At 72.9% G+C, this 19532-nt stretch carries 16 protein-coding genes and 1 pseudogene; 7 read left to right on the top strand and 10 right to left on the bottom strand.

Annotated features, from left to right (window positions below; translation table 11 throughout):
- Positions 1-69: 69 nt before the first annotated feature.
- Both C5508_RS10435 and C5508_RS10440 read left to right on the top strand, forming a co-directional pair.
- On the top strand, positions 70-1185 hold the full coding sequence (locus C5508_RS10435; protein WP_104524874.1) for an NDMA-dependent alcohol dehydrogenase: 1116 nt from the start codon (positions 70-72) through the stop codon (positions 1183-1185).
- A 125-nt stretch (positions 1186-1310) separates the two neighbouring features.
- A complete protein-coding gene (locus C5508_RS10440; protein WP_104524875.1) occupies positions 1311-1979 on the top strand; it encodes an HAD family hydrolase in 669 nt (222 codons plus the stop codon).
- A gap of 2 nt (positions 1980-1981) precedes the next feature.
- Here the strand turns inward: C5508_RS10440 and C5508_RS10445 are convergent, their stop codons facing one another.
- From C5508_RS10445 to C5508_RS10460, 4 genes are all read right to left on the bottom strand, one after another.
- Positions 1982-2806 carry a glycerophosphodiester phosphodiesterase gene (locus C5508_RS10445; RefSeq protein WP_104524876.1) on the bottom strand — a complete coding sequence of 275 codons (825 nt, stop codon included), beginning with the start codon at positions 2804-2806 and terminating at the stop codon, positions 1982-1984.
- 80 nt (positions 2807-2886) lie between these two features.
- The gene (locus C5508_RS10450; RefSeq protein ID WP_104524877.1) at positions 2887-3852 is read right to left on the bottom strand and encodes a glucosyl-3-phosphoglycerate synthase; all 966 of its coding nucleotides are present in this window, start codon (positions 3850-3852) and stop codon (positions 2887-2889) included.
- 90 nt (positions 3853-3942) lie between these two features.
- Positions 3943-6402, bottom strand: a complete 2460-nt coding sequence (locus C5508_RS20490) for a diguanylate cyclase domain-containing protein (RefSeq protein ID WP_104524878.1) — start codon at positions 6400-6402, stop codon at positions 3943-3945.
- An 88-nt stretch (positions 6403-6490) separates the two neighbouring features.
- The gene (locus C5508_RS10460) at positions 6491-8386 is read right to left on the bottom strand and encodes a putative bifunctional diguanylate cyclase/phosphodiesterase (RefSeq protein WP_198598011.1); all 1896 of its coding nucleotides are present in this window, start codon (positions 8384-8386) and stop codon (positions 6491-6493) included.
- Positions 8387-8616: 230 nt separating this feature from the next.
- On the opposite strand from C5508_RS10460, the gene C5508_RS10465 reads away from it, so the two are divergent.
- From C5508_RS10465 to nrfD, 5 genes and pseudogenes are all read left to right on the top strand, one after another.
- Positions 8617-9417 carry an SGNH/GDSL hydrolase family protein gene (locus C5508_RS10465; RefSeq protein ID WP_104524880.1) on the top strand — a complete coding sequence of 267 codons (801 nt, stop codon included), beginning with the start codon at positions 8617-8619 and terminating at the stop codon, positions 9415-9417.
- Positions 9418-9479: 62 nt separating this feature from the next.
- Positions 9480-9758, top strand: coding sequence for a hypothetical protein (locus tag C5508_RS10470; RefSeq protein WP_157944059.1), 279 nt, complete (start codon positions 9480-9482; stop codon positions 9756-9758).
- A gap of 211 nt (positions 9759-9969) precedes the next feature.
- Positions 9970-13269 (top strand): annotated as a pseudogene (gene fdh / locus C5508_RS10480) (formate dehydrogenase).
- Between the two features lie 25 nt (positions 13270-13294).
- The gene (locus C5508_RS10485; protein ID WP_104524883.1) at positions 13295-14368 is read left to right on the top strand and encodes a 4Fe-4S dicluster domain-containing protein; all 1074 of its coding nucleotides are present in this window, start codon (positions 13295-13297) and stop codon (positions 14366-14368) included.
- Position 14369: 1 nt separating this feature from the next.
- Positions 14370-15410 carry an NrfD/PsrC family molybdoenzyme membrane anchor subunit gene (gene nrfD, locus C5508_RS10490; RefSeq protein ID WP_104524884.1) on the top strand — a complete coding sequence of 347 codons (1041 nt, stop codon included), beginning with the start codon at positions 14370-14372 and terminating at the stop codon, positions 15408-15410.
- 55 nt (positions 15411-15465) lie between these two features.
- Here nrfD and C5508_RS10495 read toward each other — a convergent pair whose 3' ends face one another.
- The 6 genes from C5508_RS10495 to C5508_RS10520 all read right to left on the bottom strand — a co-directional run bounded on the left by C5508_RS10495 (position 15466) and on the right by C5508_RS10520 (position 19367).
- Positions 15466-16386: a DUF559 domain-containing protein gene (locus tag C5508_RS10495; protein ID WP_198598012.1), complete on the bottom strand. Its 921-nt coding sequence runs from the start codon at positions 16384-16386 to the stop codon at positions 15466-15468.
- 138 nt (positions 16387-16524) lie between these two features.
- Entirely contained in the window at positions 16525-17319 is a 795-nt protein-coding gene (locus C5508_RS10500) for a hypothetical protein (RefSeq protein ID WP_104524886.1), read from the bottom strand.
- Positions 17320-17517: 198 nt separating this feature from the next.
- Positions 17518-17919, bottom strand: a complete 402-nt coding sequence (locus C5508_RS10505; protein ID WP_104524887.1) for a TA system VapC family ribonuclease toxin — start codon at positions 17917-17919, stop codon at positions 17518-17520.
- Complete coding sequence (locus tag C5508_RS10510; protein WP_104524888.1) at positions 17916-18143, bottom strand: antitoxin; 228 nt, start codon at positions 18141-18143, stop codon at positions 17916-17918. The genes C5508_RS10505 and C5508_RS10510 overlap by 4 nt, the downstream gene beginning before the upstream one ends.
- Before the next feature lie 101 nt (positions 18144-18244).
- Entirely contained in the window at positions 18245-19048 is an 804-nt protein-coding gene (locus C5508_RS10515) for a GNAT family protein (protein ID WP_104524889.1), read from the bottom strand.
- A gap of 1 nt (position 19049) precedes the next feature.
- The gene (locus C5508_RS10520) at positions 19050-19367 is read right to left on the bottom strand and encodes an S-adenosylmethionine decarboxylase (protein WP_104524890.1); all 318 of its coding nucleotides are present in this window, start codon (positions 19365-19367) and stop codon (positions 19050-19052) included.
- Between the last annotated feature and the right edge of the window lie 165 nt (positions 19368-19532).

Genomic DNA, 19532 nt, shown 5'->3' on the forward strand with positions numbered 1-19532 from the left:
CTGACCAGGCACCATGGCGCCGGTCGGCGCCCGAGAGGTCCGGCCGACCCGACCCCGAGGAGGACCCCGGTGCTCACCAGAGCCGCCGTGCTGCGCGAGCCGGACACCGAGTACGAGATCGTCGAGCTCGAGGTCCGCGACCCCGGGCCCGGCGAGGTGCTGGTGGAGATGGCGTTCTCCGGGCTGTGCCACTCCGACGAGCACCTGCGGCACTCCAACCCCGGAGGGCGCTATCCGATCGTAGGCGGCCACGAGGGTTCCGGCGTCGTCCAGGCCGTCGGTCCCGGTGTGACCGGCGTGGCGCCGGGCGACCACATCGTCACGAGCTTCCTGCCGGCCTGCGGGCACTGCCGCTACTGCGCCTCGGGGCGGTCCAACATCTGCGACAAGGGCGCGACCATCGCCACCGGCCTGCTGCCGGGCGGCCAGTACCCCTACCGGCTGGACGGCGAGGAGCTGGGCGGCTTCTGCATGGTCGGGGCCTTCGCGCGGCACACGCTGCTCAGCGAGTTCTCCTGCGTGAGGATCGACCCCTGGCTGCCGCTGGACACCGCGGCCCTCACCGCCTGCAGCGTGCCGACCGGATGGGGCTCGGCGGTCTACGCGGGCGGGACGCGACCGGGCGACGTCGTCGTCGTGGTCGGCCTCGGCGGGGTGGGCGTGAACGCCGTGCAGGGCGCGGTGCACGCCGGCGCGATGCACGTCATCGGCGTGGACCCGGTGCCGATGAAGCGCGAGTTCGCCGAGTCGCTGGGCGCCACCCGCACCGTGGCGAGCACCGACGAGGCCGTCGACCTCGCCCGGGAGCTCTCCCGCGGCACCGGGGCCGACGTCGTCGTCGTGACAGTGGGGAAGATGTCGGCGGAGGTCTACAAGGGCGCAGCGGCCTGCCTGGGCAAGGGTGGCACGCTGGTGCTGACCGCGCTGGGCGACCGGCCCTCGGACGGCTCGGTGACCCTGAACGGGCAGCTGGCCACGGTGTTCGAGCACCGGGTGCAGGGCTCGATGTTCGGCTCGTGCAACCCGTTCACCGACATCCCGCGGCTGCTGCGCATGCACGAGGCGGGCCGGCTCGAGCTCGACCGGCTGATCACCCGTCGGTACTCGCTCGACGAGGTCAACCAGGGCTACCGCGACCAGGCCGCCGGCGAGACCGTCCGCGGCCTCCTCGTCCACGCCGACTGAGACCGGGCCCCTCGCCCGTCACACCCCGGGCATGGGAAGCGATACGTGCGTTTCAGGGCCCAGAACGCATGTATCGCTTCCCATGCCCGGTTGGCCGGGGCGGGCATCTGGGCAGTAAGCGGCCCATGAGCTCCCCGCGCATCGCCGTCCTCGACGTCGACGGCACCCTCGTCGACACCAATTACCAGCACGCCCTCGCCTGGTACCGCGCCTTCCGGTCGCTGGGGGAGACCTTCCCCGTCTGGCGGATCCACCGGCTGATCGGCATGGGAGGCGACCAGCTGGTGGCCGCGCTCGGTGGCGACGACGTCGAGGAGCGGATCGGCGACGAGGCGCGCGAGCGCTGGGTAGCCGAGGCCGATCCGCTGATGGAGGAGGTCGCGGTGCTCCCCGGCGCCCGCGAGCTGCTGCTGGCGTTCAAGGAGCGCGGGCACCGGGTCGTCCTGGCCAGCTCCGGCAAGCCGCACCACGTCGACCACTCCCTCGACCTGCTCGACGCCCGCGACCTCGCCGAGGCGTGGACCACCAGCGAGGACGTCGAGTCGACGAAGCCGGCACCGGACCTGCTGCAGGTGGCGCTCAAGAAGCTCGGTGAGCCGCTGGACGCCCCGAGCATCCTGATCGGTGACTCGGTCTACGACGTCGAGGCGGGCAAGAACGCCGGGATGCCGTCGATCGTGGTGCGCTCCGGCGGGTTCGGCGACGACGAGCTGCGGGACGCGGGCGCGCTGGAGATCTTCGACACCCCGGCCGACATCGCCGCCGCGCTGGACCGCCTCGACCTCACCACCTGAGGTCAGGCACGCCCCAGGCGGCGCAGCACCTCGTCCGGGCGGTCGGTGATGAGGGCGTCGACGCCCAGGTCGACCAGGAAGTCGATGTCCTCGGGCTCGTTCGCCGTCCAGACGTGCATCTGCTTGCCCGCCGCGTGGGCCTGGGCCACGTAGTCGGGGTCGGCGCGCAGCAGCGCCAGCCCCGGCCCGACGGCGTCCATGGAGCCGGAGAGCAGCTCGGAGCGGACCGGGCGCAGCCGCTTGCCGATCAGCTGCACGGTCTGCACGCCGGGAGCCAGCGCCCGGGCCCGGCGGACGGCGAGCTGGGAGAAGCTCATGACGCGGAACGCGGGCCTGCCGCCCCACTCGACGGGGTCGTCGCCGTCGAGCAGGCCGTAGCGGCGCAGGCACCGCATCAGCTCCTGCTCGACCCGGTGCGCGTGCCGGGTGGGGTGCTTGGTCTCGATGGCCAGGCGGACGGTGCCGGGGGTGGCCGTCGCGTACTCGAGCAGCCGGTCGAGGGTGAGCACCGAGCCGTTCTCGACGTCGGGCTCGTCGGCGACGGCGAGGATCTCGTCGTCCTTCCACCGGTTGAGCCGGCCGCGCCGGGGGCCGAACTGGAACTGCTCGAGCTCGGCGAGCCGGAGGGTGGAGACGACGCCGCGCCCGTTGGAGGTGCGGTGCACCCTGCGGTCGTGGACGCAGACCAGCACGCCGTCCCGGGTCATCCGGACGTCGCACTCGACGGCGTCCGCGCCGATCTCCACGGCGTGCCGGTAGGCGGCCAGGGTGTGCTCGGGTGCCTCGGCGGTGGCTCCTCGGTGGGCGACGACCTCGGGGGTGCTCACCTGTGGGAGGGACGGCGACGGGGGAGCGGCACGGAAGGATCCTGCCTGCCCGCCCGGCCCTCCGCAGCGGCGGCTGGCGGTCAGCCGGCGAGGCGGGCGCGGTACTCCGGGACGCTGACCATCGGGGGGCGCTCGGCGACGGCGACGTCGCTGGTCCGGGGCACGAAGCGGGTGCCGTCGTGCCGGAACCGGGTGAGCAGTCCGCTCGGCTCGCGCGAGGAGGCCGCCCGCGACAGCACGGTGGCCACCACCTGGCCGGCCATCTCGCCGAGGGCCTCGACGCCCTGGGAGGTGTGCCGGCGGGTGCCGAGGTCGACCTGGGCGAGCGAGGCGAGCCCGCCGGCGTGCAGCAGGTCCACGAGCAGGCCGACCTCCACGCCGTAGGCGGAGACGAACGGCACCCGCTCCAGGGCGGAGCGGCGGCCGGCGTACTCACCGCCCAGTGGCTGGACGACGCCGGCGAGCTCGGGCCACAGCGCGTTCAGCAGCGGCCGCGCGGTCAGCTCGGTCACCCGGCCGCCGCCGGTGGGGACGACGGCGCCGTCGACCTCCAGCGGCCGGGTGTAGCAGCCCTTCACGTACCGCACCTGCGGATCGGCGAGCAGTGGACGCAGCAGCGCCGGGACGTAGTGGGTGACGTCGCCGAGCAGGTCGGCGTCGAGGAAGACGACGAGGTCGCCGGTGGTGGCGGCCAGCGACTTCCACAGCGCCTCGCCCTTGCCGGGCCGGGTGCCGTGGGCGGGCAGCACGTCGGTGGTGGCGACGACGTCGGCGCCGGCGGCCCGGGCGACGGCCGCCGTCGCATCGGTGGAGTCGGAGTCCATGACGACCAGCTCGTCGACGAGGGGGACCCGGCGCACCCAGTGCTCGCGGATGTCCGCGACGAGCCGGCCGACGGTGGCCTCCTCGTCGCGCGCGGGCAGCACGACGCTGACGCGGGAGCCGCCGCGCCGCTTCGCCCGCAGCAGGGCGCCGGGATCGAGGTCGGCCAGGGAGGTCGCGGTCGTGGTGCGGTCGGCGAACCAGGCTCGGGCGTCGGGTCTCACGGCTCCACTGTCGTCCACGCGGACCGGGGGGCACCAGGCAGGCAGCCCGCTGTTCACCGGACCGTCACGGCGGCGACGACCGGCGTCGGTTCAGCGGGTGGCGGGGGTGCGGCCGGCGGCCAGCCGCACCGCGAGGTCGTCGATGGTGAGGTCGTGGGGGAGCGCCCGCCCGTGCAGCAGCTCGAGGCCGGCGGCGATGGCGCCGTCGCGCTGCTCGGCGGTGGAGATGCCGCCGGCGATGGAGACCAGCCCCACGGAGGCGCTGGTGCGGGCGATGGACGCCAGCACCGTGAGCGCGCGGTCGGTGTCGTCGCGGGTGGCCAGGTTCCCCACCTCGACCCGCAGCATGTCCAGCGGGACGCGGGCCAGCAGGGCCCAGATGCTGTGGCCCATGCCGTAGCCGTCGAGGCACAGCCGCACGCCGGTGCGCCGCACGGCCTCGAGCTCGGGAACCAGGGCGGCCGACGAGGTCATCAGGGTCTCCCCGGTGAAGGAGAGCACCAGCCGCGAGGGCTCCAGGCCTGCGTCCCCGAGCGACGAGGCGACCTCCCGGGCGAGCCCTTCGGCCACGAACGCACGTGGCGGCAGGCTGACGGCGAGGGTCAGTGACGGGTCGTCGAGCGAGGCGATCTGCGCGCAGGCGTTGCGCAGCAGCCAGCCGTGCAGGGCCGAGGTCTGCCCGTACCACTCGGCGGCGGTCCAGAGCTCGAGGCCGCGGGCGATGCCGCGCACGGGGTGCTCGTACACCGCGGTGGCGTGCACCAGGTCGATGCGGCCGTCGGGAGCGCAGGCGGCGTCGAGACGGACGCTGGTCGTGCCCTCGACCTGGGCGAGCTCCAGGGTGATCCCGCCGACGGCGAGGGTGCTCTCCTCCCGCGCGATGCGCACGCAGCCCTTGCCGGCGCGCTTGGCCTCGCGCAGGGCGGCGTCGGCGGCGCGGAAGGCGGCCTGGCCACCGATGGTGGCGAGGGTGGAGACGCCGACGCTGGCGCCCACGGCGAAGGTGTGCCCGCCGGCGTGGAACGGCAGCCTCATGACGTCGACGACGCGGGAGGCCACCTCCTCGCCGTCGGCCAGGGAGCCGTTGAGCAGGACGGCGAACTCGTCGCCGCCGAGGCGGGCGATCAGGTCGTCGTCGCGGACGACCGTCCGCAGCCGCCGGGCGACCTCGACCAGGAGCTGGTCGCCGACCTCGTGGCCGGACATGTCGTTGACGGCCTTGAAGCCATCGAGGTCGAGCACCAGCAGCACGCGGGAGGAGTCGGAGACGGCGCCGAGCTCGCGGAAGAGCAGGACGCGGTTGGGCAGCCCGGTGAGGTGGTCGGTGTAGGCCATGCGCTCGAGCTCGCGCTCGCGCAGCCGACGGGTGGTGACGTCGCGCAGGTGGAGCACGCGGCGGCTGCCGCCGGGGCGCTCGGAGAAGGTGACCTCGAGCTCGCGCTCCTCGGCGCCCTCGACCGGGACCCGGAAGTGCAGCGCGCCGCCACCGGCGTGGGCGCGCACGGTCGCGCGGTCCTCGCGGACGACGAGTGAGAGCAGGGAGACCTCCTGCTCGGTCGCGCCGTCGATCCCCAGGAGGTCGCGGGCGGCGGGGGAGGTGAACAGCAGCCGGAAGTGCGGATCGATGATCGCGAGGCCGTCGGAGCTGGACTCGATGAGCTCGCGGAAGTCCTCCTCGCTGCGCACCAGGTCCTGGGTGACCCGGCTGTCCTCGCGGATGCGCAGCACCAGACGGATCCCCATGAGCAGCAGGACGGCGGCGATGCCGAGCTCGGTACCGGTGCTGACCTCCTCGCCCCGGAGGACGCCGGCCACGAGGGCTGCGGGCACGCCGAGCACGGCGGCGACGACGAGCACCAGGCCCGCGACGCTGATCCGCGGGGTGGAGGCGCGGGCGGTGCGCTCGGCCCCGGTCACCGGGGCGCGGGAGGCGGCGAGGCCGGCGCAGAGCAGGGCTCCGGCGACGGCGCCGTCGGAGAGCGCCGTCCAGGTCCAGGACGGGGAGACGATGGCCATGGCCTCGGCGCCGGCCGCCCCGGCCTGCAGCGAGATACCGACGAGCAGCGTGGTGGCCGAGCGGCGCATCGCCGTCGTCGACACGGTGCACAGGGCGCCGGCGCCGCCCAGCACCAGGGCGGCGTAGGCGCCGTAGGCGAGCACGAGCGAGCGGAGGTCGTCGGGGGCGTCCGCCGGGGTGACGAGCGGGGTGCGCAGCACTTCGGTGACCACGACGATCGAGGCGACGACGACCGCGCCGTCGACGGCGAGAGCGCTCCAGCGGGCGCGGATGACCCGCCGGGCGAGGCAGGCGCAGGTGATCAGCGGCGAGGTGGCGGCGAGCAACAGGACGACGTCGTCGACGCCGAAGCCGTCGAACCGGGGGCCGGGGAACGAGCCGGCCAGGAACTGGGCGACGGCGAAGCCCAGGGCGCCGATCGCCGGCGGCCACCAGGGGCCGGCGGCGGCCCGGTCCATGACGCGCGGCAGGCGCAGCAGGAGCACCGCGCAGCTGATGGCGACGCAGCCCAGGACGAGCTCGTCCCACTGCATGCCGGTGCCGTCGGGCGCGCTGAAGGGGACCGTGCAGGCCAGGCCGAGGACGGCGAGGACGACGGTCCAGCGGACCTGGGCGGGGAGCTCACGCAGGCACCTCGGGGGCGGCGGAGGCGATGTCGGGAACGGTCCGCCACACGCCGGCGGCGAGCTGCTCGACCTCCAGCGGCCGGGAGAACGCGTAGCCCTGCACGTACCGGTGGCCCATGTCGCTCATCAGCGCGAGCACGCCGGGGGTGGCGACGCCCTCGACGATGACCGGCAGGCCGAGGCTGGTGCCCAGCTGCAGGATCGCGCGGCACAGCGCCCGGCGCTGCGGATCCGTCTCGACGTCGGCGAGGAAGTGCTGGTCCATCTTGAGCAGGTCGACGGGCATGCCGACGAGGTAGGCCAGCGAGGAGAAGCCGGTGCCGAAGTCGTCGACGGCGATCCGCACGCCGAGCCCGCGCAGGGTCTCCAGATCCGCGGCGACGTGCTCGTCGAGCAGCATCGACTCGGTGATCTCCACGATCAGCCGGGAGGCGGCCAGCCGGCTGCTCTCCAGGGCGGCGACGACGTCGGAGACGAGCTCGCCGCTGCGGACCTGGCGGGCGGAGACGTTGACGGCGACGGACAGCTCGTCGTCGGTGGTGGCGACGGTGCCGCAGGCCTCGACGAGCACCCAGCGGCCGAGCTCGGTGATCAACGGCGACTCCTCGGCCAGGGGCACGAACTCCTGGGGGGAGACGTCGCCGAGCTCGGGGTGCCGCCAGCGCAGGAGTGCCTCCACCGACACGGTGCGGTGCAGGACGACGTCGACGACGGGCTGGAAGGCCAGCCGCAGCTCGCCGCGCTCGAGGGCGCCGGCGAGGTCGACGGCGAGGGTGCTGCGCCGGTCCTGGGCGTTGCGCAGGGCGTTGTCGTAGCGGTGCACGGAACCGACGCCGGCGGTGCGGGCGCTGTAGAGGGCGATGTCGGCGCGGCGCAGGGCCTCGCCGGGGTCGATGTCGGGAGCCAGGCCGGTGACGCCGGCGGTGGCGGTGAGCGGGCCGGCCGGGGTGGCCAGGTAGCCGAGCGTGGTGATCAGCCGGGTGGCGACGACCTCGGCGTCGGAGACGGTGCCGTCGACCAGGACGACGAAGTCGCTGTTCTTGCCGCGGGCCAGCCAATCCTCGCCGCGCAGTTCACGGGTGAGCCGGGCGGTGAGGACGCGGAGCACGGTCTCCTCGGTGCCGGGGCGGGCGGCCGCGGCGGCCAGGCCGTCGAGGGAGAGCAGGACCAGCGCCACCGGGGCGGTCGCCACCTGGCGTTGCACGGCGGCCAGCCGGCGGCTGAGCGCCGTCCGGTTGGGCAGGCCGGTGACGGGGTCGGTGAGGGAGAGCTCGAGCAGCTCGGGGTCGACGCCACGGCCGCGGGAGGTGACGTCGCGGCAGTGCAGGACGAGCGCGCCGGCGTCGGGGTCGGCGCGCAGGTCGCGGACGGTCGCCTGCACGAGGCGCCACTGCCCGTCGGCGGTGCGCACCCGGGCGGTGCGGACGGCGAACTCGCCGTTCTCGCCGCGGGGGGCGTGCGTGCCGAAGAGGTTGCCGCGGTCGTCGGGGTGGATCGCCGGCTCGAGCGGGAGGCCGATCAGCTCGGCGGGCTCGTGGCCGAGCAGCGGCGCGATGCCCGGGGAGGCGAAGGTGACGCGCAGCCGCTGGTCGAGGATGACGACGGGGTCGACGCTGCTGCGCGCGAGCGTGCGGAACGCGGCCTGGCTGGCGCGAAGGTCGCTGCTCAGCCGGTGTGAACGGCGGCAGACGGCGGTGAGCGCCGCGGTGATCGAGACCAGGCCGAGCAGCGCGATCAGTGCCCGCAGCAGGGGGTGCCCGGGAAGGAACGGGGCGGCGACGGCGGCCAGCGCGATCCCGAAGGCGAGGACGGCGAGGAGCCCGGTGCGCCTCCGGTGAGGCGGAGCCGGGACTGCAGCCGCTGGCTGCCCCAGGTCGGGGGCGGTCGTCACACGTTCGTTGTCGGGACGCGAGGACCGTTGCTGCAATCGGCGTCATCGATCCGTCACCCGGAGGGGGGACCGTGCGATCCGCGGTTGCCGCCGAGCGGGCAGGTGCGGTCGGCGACACGGGGGACCCGCCGGAGGGCGCGACTCCGACTGCCCACTCGACCCTCCGGCTCCGGGACAGTCTGCCACTCCGCGCCACTGCGGAACGGCGTCGTCCGCGTAACCTGGCCGCCATGTTCCAGGGCTTCGAGCGGCCACCGTGGTGGGCGGTCGGTGTGATGGCCCTGTGCGTCGCGTTCCTGGCGATCGCACTGCCGATCGCGATCGACCGCGGGCGCGTGTCCCCGTCCGAGCTGGCGGCAGCCGAGTCGGCGGTCGGTTCTCCGACGACCTCGTCCCCGACCTCTCCCCCGGCGCCTCCGAGCCCGGGGGGAGAGCCCGCGACGTCGCCCGACGAGACGCGGATCGCCATCGCGGCCCTGGGTGACGCCTACACCGCGGGCTCGGCCATGGACTCGGGCGAGGGGCGGCGCTGGCACGAGCTGCTGACCGCCCAGAACTCCTGGGACGTCACCCCGTACGCGGTCGAGAACTCGGGGTTCGCCGCCGGACGGGACGAGGGCAGGTCGTTCCCCGACCGGGTCCCCGAGATCGTCGCCGCCCGCCCCGACGTCGTGGTCGTCGCCGGTGGGCACGACGACGTGGACCAGCCGCCGGCCCAGGTCGAGGAGGGCATCCGGCGCACTCTGGGCGACCTGCGAGCGGGGCTGCCCGACGCCCGCATCGTCGTCGTCGGCGTCCTGTGGCCGGGCACCGCACCGGCGGCCGTCTTCGGCATCAACGGTGCGCTCCGTGAGGCGGCCGGCGGAGTCTCGGCCACCTTCGTCGATGCGCTCAACACGGGCTGGTTCGACGGCGCGAACCTCTCGCTCATCGGGCCGGACGGCACGTATCCGACCGACGAGGGGCACGTCGCGCTCGCGGATCGGATCGCCGCGGCGCTGGTGACGGCAGGGGTGCCCACGCAGGTGTGACGGCATGGCGGCCGCCGTCCCGCGGAGTAGCGGTGAGCCCGGTTCCGCCGCACCATCTCGTCATGCCTTCAGCGCAGCGGCCCGAGCGAGTTCCGGCGCCCCGCGACGGACTGGGCGGCGGGTCGCCCGATCGCAGGCGACGGGTCGCCCTGCTGCTGGAGACCGCGGAGGTGCTCGCGGACCGCGCCCGCCGGACCGGGGACGCGACCCAGGCGCAGGTGCTGATGCGCCGGTCCGCCCAGCGGCGGGCGCAGGCCCTCCGGCTCGCCGCCGCCGAGCGCGTGCCGGAGCCGCGCAGGCTGCTGGGCGGGGCGTGGCCCGGGCGCCTCGCCCCCTCCTGAGCGGACGACGCCCGCTGCCGGCTAGGGCTGACAGCAGGTCACCTACGCCTACCGGCCCTCCCGGCCGACCGGCGGGAGGTTCACCGGCTGCCCGGGGTGTCCGGTGCGCCGTCCTCGCTGCCGGTCCTGCCGCTCTGAGCCGGGTCCCGGACGGTCTGGACACGCACGGGGGACGGTCACCGCGCCGCCGCGGCGATCGGATGGCAGAGTGCTGGGGGTGAAGACCTGGCTCGATAGCTGGCCGGTGTACCGCCAGCTGACCGGCTCGGACCCGCTGGGGCGCGGCAAGGCCGCCCGCAGCAAGGGCACCGAGTCCGTCGTCTCGCGTACCGCTACCGCTGACCGCGTCGTCAAGAGCGTCTGCCCCTACTGCGCCGTCGGGTGCGGTCAGAAGGTGTACGTCCAGGACGAGAAGATCACGCAGATCGAGGGCGACCCCGATTCGCCGATCAGCCGCGGCCGGCTGTGCCCGAAGGGCAGCGCCAGCAAGCAGCTGGTCACCAGCCCCACCCGTGTCACCACGGTCAAGTACCGCCGTCCCTTCGGGACGGACTGGGAGGACCTGGACCTCGACACGGCGATGGAGATGATCGCCGACCGCGTCCTCGAGGCCCGCCGCAAGGGCTGGCAGCAGGTCGACGGCGGCAAGCGGGTCAACCGCACCATGGGCATCGCCAGCCTCGGAGGGGCCACCCTCGACAACGAGGAGAACTACCTCATGAAGAAGCTGTACAGCGCGATGGGCGCTGTGCAGATCGAGAACCAGGCCCGGATATAGCACTCCGCGACGGTGCCCGGTCTGGGTGCCTCGTTCGGTCGTGGCGGTGCCACGAACTTCCTGGAAGACCTCGCGAACTCCGACTGCATCGTCATCGAGGGTTCGAACATGGCCGAGTGCCACCCGGTGGGCTTCCAGTGGGTGGGTGAGGCCAAGGCCCGCGGCGCGAAGATCATCCACATCGATCCGCGCTTCACGCGGACCAGCGCGATCGCCGACCTGCACGTGCCGCTGCGCATCGGCACGGACATCGCTTTCCTCGGCGGACTGATCAACTACGTGCTGAGCAACGACCTTTACTTCAAGGAGTACGTCACCGCCTACACGAACGCCGCCGCGCTCGTGGGGGAGGAGTACGTCGACTCCGAGGACCTCGACGGCCTCTTCTCCGGCTTCGACGCCGAGAACCGGCAGTACGACGAGGCGACCTGGCAGTACGAGCCGGAGGAGCCGCCGGACTCGGGCTCCGACAGCCCGGGCGAGGCCGCCGAGCAGAAGCGCACCGACCAGAACCCCGACGTGAAGAGCGCGGACCGCGCGCAGGCAGCCGGCAGCGGCGGACCACCGATCGCGTCGAAGCCGAAGCGCGACGAGACGCTGCAGGACCCGCGAACGGTCTTCCAGATCCTCAAGCGGCACTACGCCCGGTACACGCCGGAGATGGTGGCCGAGGTCTGCGGCATCGAGCCTGCGGTGTTCGAGCAGGTCGCGAAGTGGGTCACCGAGAACAGCAACCGCGACCGGACGACGGCGTGGGTGTACTCGGTGGGCTGGACGCAGCACAGCGTCGGCGCGCAGTACATCCGCACCTGCTCGATCCTGCAGACGCTGCTGGGCAACATCGGCCGCCCCGGCGGCGGGATCCTCGCGCTCCGCGGGCACGCCAGCATCCAGGGCTCGACCGACATCCCGACGCTGTTCAACCTGCTGCCCGGCTACCTGCCGATGCCGCACGCCCGGCAGCACGGAACGCTCGAGGACTACGTGGCCGACGCCGCGGGCAAGGCCGGGTTCTGGGGCAACAAGCGGGCGTACATGGTCAGCCTGCTCAAGGCCTGGTGGGGGGAGCACGCGACGGCGGAGAACGACTTCGCCTTCGACTACCTGCCCAAGATCAACGGCGACCACAGCTCCTACCGGACGATCGCCGACATGATCGAGGGCAAGGTCTCGGGCTACTTCCTCGTCGGCGAGAACCCGACCGTGGGGCACCCGAACGGCCGGATGAACCGCTTCGGCCTGGCCAACCTCGACTGGCTCGTCGTCCGCGACCTGCAGATGATCGAGTCGGCCACGTTCTGGAAGGAGTCGCCGGAGATCGAGACCGGCGAACTGGCGCCGGAGACGATCGCCACCGAGGTCTTCTTCATGCCCGCGGCCACGCACGTGGAGAAGGAAGGCACCTTCACCCAGACGCAGCGGGTGCTGCAGTGGCGGCACAAGGCCGTCGAGCCGCCGAACGACGCGCGCAGCGACCTGTGGTTCTTCTTCCACCTGGGCCGGATCCTCCGGGAGCGGCTCAAGGACTCCACCGACCCGCGTGACCGCCCGCTGCTCGACCTCACCTGGGACTACCCGGTCGAGGGCGAGACGGCCGACCCCAGCGCCGCCGCCGTGCTGCGCGAGATCAACGGCTTCGGCCCCGACGGCACGCTCCTGAACTCCTACATGCAGATGAAGGACGACGGGTCGACCAGCGGTGGCTGCTGGATCTACTGCGGCGTCTACGCCGACGGCGTCAACCAGTCGGCCCGGCGCAAGCCTGGCAAGGAGCAGGGCCCGGTCGCCTCGGAGTGGGGCTGGGCCTGGCCGCTGAACCGCCGGATGCTCTACAACCGCGCCTCGGCCGACCCCGACGGCAAGCCGTGGAGCGAGCGGAAGAAGTACGTCTACTGGGACGAGGAAGCCGGCGAGTGGACCGGCGCCGACGTCCCGGACTTCGAGAAGAACAAGCGGCCGGACTACGTGCCGCCGGAGGGTGCGAAGGCGCAGGACGCGCTGGCCGGCAACGACCCGTTCGTCATGCAGGGCGACGGCAAGGCGTGGCTGTTCGCGCCCGCCGGCGTCGTCGACGGTCCGCTGCCGACGCACTACGAGCCGGTGGAGTCGGTGGTCGAGAACCCGCTGTACAAGCAGCAGGCGAACCCGACCGTCGAACGCATCCCCGGCCCGTGGAATCGGGAGAACCCCTCGATGAGCGAGGTCTTCCCGTTCCAGGTGACCACCTACCGGCTCACCGAGCACCACACCGCCGGTGGGATGAGCCGCACGCTGCCCTACCTCTCGGAGCTCCAGCCGGAGTTCTTCGTCGAGGTCAGCCCGGAGCTGGCGGAGCTGCGCGGGCTGACCCACGGCGACTTCGCCACGCTGGTCAGCGCCCGCACGGCGATCGAGGCCAAGGTGCTGGTCACCGAGCGGGTTCGGCCGATCCGGCTCCGCGGCGGGCAGGTCGTGCACCAGATCGGCATGCCCTACCACTGGTCCTACAGCGGCATCTCCACCGGCGACTCGGCCAACGACCTGCTGGGCATCGCACTCGACCCGAACACCCACATCCAGGAGGACAAGGTCAGCACCGCCGACATCGTCCCCGGGCGTCGCCCGCGGGGGCCGGCGCTGATCGACTTCGTGGAGGAGTACCGCAGGCGGGCCGGCGTGGACTCGGGCCGGGTGGGGACCAACGGCCGCGACCCGGTCGGCGCCGACGCCGGAGAGGGCTCGACGATCTCATGACGCACCAGAGAGGGAGGGCCGCCGCGTGACCTCGGTCAGTTCAGCCAGTCCGGGCCTCGGTGGCCTCCGTGACGTCAAGAACCGGCTGTTCGGGCCGCTGCCCGACGTCGCGGAGGAGGCCGGCTACGAGCCCGACCACCCCAAGCGGGTCGGCTTCTTCACCGACACCTCGGTCTGCATCGGCTGCAAGGCCTGCGAGGTGGCGTGCAAGGAGTGGAACACGCTCCCGATGGACGACTCGCACGGCCTGAAGGACGCCCTCGGCGACATCTCTGGGATGTCCTACGACAACACCGGTCAGCTGGGTGCGAACTCCTGGCGGCACGTGGCGTTCATCGAACAGTCCCGCGCGGTCGACCTGCCCATGCCGACCTTCGGCCGGCCCGGCGACGACCGGCACGACTCCGGCCCCTCGCCGGCGACGGCGGGCGACGACGTCAGCCTGGCGAACGCGCAGCAGAGCAGCGTGCTGAACGCCGAGGCGCTCAGCGAGTTCGATCCGCAGACCGGGCAGACCGGCGCGGACAAGCAGATCCGCTGGCTGATGTCCTCCGACGTCTGCAAGCACTGCACGCACGCCGGCTGCCTCGACGTCTGCCCGACCGGTGCGCTGTTCCGCACCGAGTTCGGCACCGTCGTCGTGCAGGGCGACATCTGCAACGGCTGCGGCTACTGCGTGGCGGCGTGCCCCTACGGCGTCATCGACCAGCGCAAGGACGACGGCCGGGTCTTCAAGTGCACGATGTGCTATGACCGGCTGACCGACGGGCTGCAGCCGGCGTGCGCGAGCGCGTGCCCGACCCAGTCGATCCAGTTCGGCGACCTCGACGAGCTGCAGGAGCGGGCCGACGCCCGTCTGGCGACGCTCAAGGCGCAGGGCGTGGAGACCGCCCGGCTCTACGGCCGCGACGAGAACGACGGCGTCGGCGGAGACGGGGCATTCTTCCTGCTCCTCGACGAGCCGGAGGTCTACGGCCTGCCGCCGGACCCGGTCGTGACGACGCGGGACCTGCCGGCGATGTGGAAGGCGGCCGGCAAGGCCGCGGTGATGATGATCGGGGTCGCGGTCACGGCCGTCCTCGGTTCGCGGAGGCGCTGACATGACCGGCGGTATCACCAGCCCCGGGGCCGGGTGGCGCCAGGCCGACGGCGGCCCGGCGACGCAGCGGACGGGGAAGAAGCGCCGTCGCGGTGGCGGTCGCGGCCGCGGCGAGGTCGCCATGGTCGACGACGTCGAGTTCACCTCGTACTACGGCCGGCAGATCGTCAAGACGCCGGTGTGGAAGTCGCCGGACGTGCCGCTCTACCTGTTCCTGGGTGGCGCGGCCGGGTCCTCGTCGATCCTCGCCGCGATCGCGGACCTGACCGACCGGCCGAAGCTGACCCGCGTCAGCCGGTACACCGCCGGGGTGGGCGCGATCCTCTCGGTGGTCGCGCTGGTGCACGACCTCGGGCGGCCCGAGCGGTTCCTGCACATGCTGCGGGTGCTCAAGCCGACGTCCCCGCTGTCGGTGGGCACCTACATCCTGTCGCCGTTCAGTGCGGCCGCGGGAGCGACGGCGGCGGTGGAGCTGCTGGGCTGGTTCCCCCGGCTCAAGCGCTTCGGGGGAGTGGTGTCGGCGATCTTCGGCGGACCGCTGGCCACCTACACCGGCGTGCTGCTGGCCAACACCGCGGTTCCGTCGTGGCACGCGGCCTACAAGCAGTTGCCCTACGTCTTCGGTGCGTCGGGGATGGCTGCCGGCGGCGGCATCTCGATGATCTTCGTGCCGGTCGACGAGGCCGGCCCGGCGCGCAAGATGGCGGTCGCGGGAGCGGCGATCGAGCTCGCCGTGGTGCACAAGGTCGAGAACGACCACGGAATCGTCAGCGAGCCGTTCCACGAGGGCCGGCCGGGAAAGCTGATGCAGGCGGCGAAGACGTGCACCGCCGCGGGCGCCGGACTCACCGTCGTCGCCGGGCGCACCCGGCTCGGCGCGATTGCGTCAGGAACGCTTCTCGCGGCCGGATCGCTGCTCACCCGGTTCGGCGTCTTCGAGGCCGGCATCGCGAGCACCAAGGACCCGAAGTACGTCGTGATCCCGCAGCGCGAGCGCCTCGCCGCCGGCACCAACGAGCACGCCTCCACGATCACCCGCTGAACTCGCCGGGTGAGAGCGTGCGCTGATGTGCCGTTCCGAGGTTCGGAGCGGCACATCAGCGCACACGGCTGCCGGAGAGGAGCCGCTGACGCGCCGCGTGGACGGCGAGGATGTCGCGTCGGCAGGCGTCCGGTGAGCCCGTCATGCGAGCGAAGCCGAACCGCAGTGTCTGCCAGCCGACCGTGGCGACCAGGGCGTCTCGGCTGATGTCGCGCTCCCGCTGAGCGCGTGAGCCGTGCCAGGCGGCGCCATCCATCTCGACCGCGAGCAGGACGTCCTCGTAGGCGGCGTCGAGGAAGAACGTCCGGCCGGCGACGGTTACCCGCCGCTGCTGCACGAACGATGGCATGCCCGGTGCTCGCAGGACCTGGAGGCAACCCCAGATCTCCAGCTCGCTCTGGCACCCGTCGGCCAGCAGCGAGACGAGCCGGGAGAGCTCGGCGCGGCCGGGCAGCCGTGGTCGGGCGACCAGCTCCGCGGCCAGGTCTTGAGGGCGGCAGTGCCGCGTCCGGACGGCGGCGATCGCGGCGGCGCGGACCTCGGAGCGGGGGACGCCGCAGGCGCGCCCCCACGTCTCGACGACTGACCGCTCGACGGAGGTGGTCGCGAGACCGTCCACCCGCCGGCGGTCGGCGACGGGGACGGGGGCCCGGTGCACCACGACGCCGGCCGGGCCGCGGCCGCTCCTGCCCGGCTCGACAGTGACGTGCACCGGCCCGGGCGGGTGCGGTGCGAGCTCCCAGAGCGCCAGGGCGGTGGCGTGGCTGGCGACCGCTTCCCGGTTCTCGAGGGCAGCGGCGACGCGCGTGCGCCAGTGCGCGGCGGTGGACGGCAGAGCGAGCACGCCTGGCCGCAGCCGGACCAGGCGGCCATCGGCGACCCAGCGGGCGGCCGTGCGCCGGCTCACCCGCTCCAAAAGCTCGGGCACCGTCACCCAGCCGTCCGGCCCCACCACCGCCGACACGTCGAACGCCACGAGGTGAGACTGCTGTAGGACGGCGCCACGGCGGGCCGAGCAGGCCCGATCTGTGGACGACGGCCCGACGCTGTGCGCTGATGTGCAGGAACCCGGCCCCCAGCGGCACATCCGTGCACGCCGTCACCGGGGCAGGGGTCAGATCAGGGCGCTGTCGACCGTCTGCTGCCAGGCGAGCTCGTCGATGACGGCGCGCTTCTCGACGTCGTCGAACCGGATCTTCTTCCAGCCCTTCTCCGAGTCCGACGCCCCGTAGGCACCGCTGCGGTGCCACTCGCCCTTGCGCGTCAGGAACCACGAGCGGCCGTGGTAGTCCGCGCCCTCGAAGGCCCAGCCGGAGAGCCGGCTCAGGGCGCTGCCCCGCTTCTCGAAGTCGCGGGCGTAGGGGAGCAGGTAGAGGCAGACGTCGGTGAAGTCGGCGGCGGTGAGGCGGCGCAGGACGTGGACCGCGGAGCGGATCTCCTGCTCGGTGCGCTTCTGGTCGCGGGCGTAGAGCAGCCAGACGGCGTCCTCGTCGGCGAGCTCGAGCAGCTGGGTGCGCTGCCGGTGGCGCTCGGCCTCGGCGGCGGCCGCCTCGGCCTCGCGACGGCGCTCCTCGGCGAGGGCGGCCGCGCGGGAGCGCATGCGGGCGTTGGCCAGGTCGCGGTCGCAGACGCGCCAGCCCTGCCAGAGGTCGGAGTGGTCGGCGCAGACGGCGCGGGTGCACTCGGTGCACTCGCCGATGGCCGGGTCGCCGCAGCGGCAGGTGGCCGCCTCGTCGTCGGCGCGCGTCTGGATGTAGATGGTGCCGCAGCGCTTCGACTCGGCCGGAACGGTCGCGGACGGAGCGGCGGTGCCGACGAGTTCGCCGGCACGGACGACGGCGTCGCAGCGCCAGTAACCGGGAAGGATCTGCGTGCGTGCGTCCGTCGCCCCACAGGTGGGACAAGGCATGCGCGAAGGATAGGAGCGGCCCGGTGCGCGCCCATCCCGGCTGCGGCACGTGTCGCTAACGCTTCGGCTCGCCCGTCACAGGCGACACGGGCGTGCCGTAGGAGACCTCACGACCTGGCCTTCTCGCCGAGGACGGCGCCCCGCCGGCCGGCCGCGGCGCTGGTCGACGCGAGTGCGGCTCCGGTGGTCGTGGTCAGCTCACACGTCGGCGTCGAGAAGGAGGGCGACGTCGTCGTGCAACACGGCGAGCGCTCGGTCGAGGGTGGCCAACCGCCCGCCGCGGAACCGGGCCAGCCCGGCGAGGTAGGCGTCGGTGACCTGCTTGTGTCCCACGACTCCCCGCATGTCGATGTCGTCGTAGCCGAGGTCGTCCGGCCAGAAGTCGTGCGCCACCGCGGTGCGTAGCCCGCGGACGACATCGACGGCGTCGCGCGCAGTGGCGCCGCTCCGGAGGAGGAAGCGGACGAGTGCCCCCTGGGTGAGGGGGCAGGTGGCGAAGGGCTCCGACCGCCGGGACAGCCAGCTCTCCGCGAGGTCGTGGTGCACGTGGTCGGTCACCGTGACGGCGATGAGCACGTTGGCGTCGAGCAGAACCGTCACTCGTCGTCCTCCAGCGAGCGCACGTCGTCGCTGGTGACCACTCGGCCGATGGAGGCGACTCGCAAGCCGGTGCGAGAGCTGGTCGTCACCCGAACCGGCCCTGGAGCCGACAGCGCGGCGCGGAGCAGCCGCGTGACCGTCTCGCTCAAGGAGCTGCCGGAGTCACGGGCGATCGCGACGGCCACCCGGTGGATGTCTTCGGGCAGGTCGACCGTGGTGCGCATGACCGCAACGTAGCACCGTGATGCGACGAGGATGAAACATGCATCACGATGCGCAGGCGGCACCCGTGTCGGTGCCTGGCAGAGCCGAAGCCGGTCGGAGATCAGGTGCCGGGCGGGTTGGCGAACTGCTCCGTGCGGTGGGACGTCGGCGCTCGCCACCCGGTGGTGTCGCGGCGCGGAGGCGACGATGGTTCCGGCCGGTCGGGCGGGGCGGCCTGCGGGTCGACCGTGCCGCGGGTCGGCGCCAGGTCGGCCGGTTCGACGGTGATCGAGCGGAGCACCCCGCGGTCGAGCGCCGGCACGAGGTCCGGACGGGCCGCGGGCACCTCGATTTCCGCCGTTTCCAGGACGAAGACGCACGGGGTGCTGGCCGGTGAGCCCAGGTACGGCTGGGAGGTCGCCCCCGCCATCGGCTGCCAGGGCAGGCCCAGGACGCGCAGTACCCGGAGCACTCGGTCGTCGAGGATGGTGACCAGACCGGGGACGCCGCAGTTGCGGGCGTACCGCCAGATGCCGTGGCAGAGGGCGAGGGTGACCTCGGCACCGGCCGCCCCGGCGCGGTACCGCGGGTCCACGGCCAAGCTCGCCACGTCCCACACCGTCCGCGGGGTGAGCCCGACGGCTCCCAGGCTGTCGGCCACGGGCAGGCGCCACGGCTCGCCCGCCACGTCGACCAGCGTCTTCACCGGGCTCGAGTCGGCGACGATGAGCCGGGCGGCGCCCAGGGCGGACCCGCTCTCCTCGTCGATCACCGCGACGAACCGTGAGCGCGCCTCGAACGGGCCGTACTCCTCCTCCATGACCTCCGGCGTGTTGCCGAAGGCGTGCAGGAAGACGGCGGCCTCCACCCGTCGCGCGGCGTCCCGTTCGCCAGGCACGTGGGCCACCATTAGCCGCAGAGTCACGTCAGAAGGATCTTGCGACGATCGTGCGGGCGGTGAAGAAGTCGGCGGTGAAGGCCGCCGCGACGTCCGGGTCGAACTCCTTGCACGTGTAGATGTCCACCGAGAAGAACAACCGCGGGCGCTCCCAGGCGTAGAAGTGCGCACCCGACGTCTCCCAGTGGATCCAGCCCGCCCAGCCGTACAGGTCGGAGCGGTGGGTCACGGGCTCCAAGAGCTGCACCATGTCCACCTCGCGGGACAACGCGGACAGGTACGCCCGGATCTGGGCGTCGTCCACGGGCCGGGCCGGGATGCCCTCGGTCCTGTCCCTTATACCCATCTGACGCTGCCGACGAAGAGGTTACGGTAGAGCTCGGTGCTAGCCTGATACTAAAATAAACATGAAGAGACTATCAGCGGAGGTGAACACTGAGACGTACGAACCACAAGCACAAACACATAACTCTTAGACTGCTAGTAGTAGCAACGCGATCGACAGACAGAG

The sequence above is a fragment of the Blastococcus atacamensis genome (assembly GCF_002938425.1).
Classification (GTDB): Bacteria; Actinomycetota; Actinomycetes; order Mycobacteriales; family Geodermatophilaceae; genus Blastococcus; species Blastococcus atacamensis.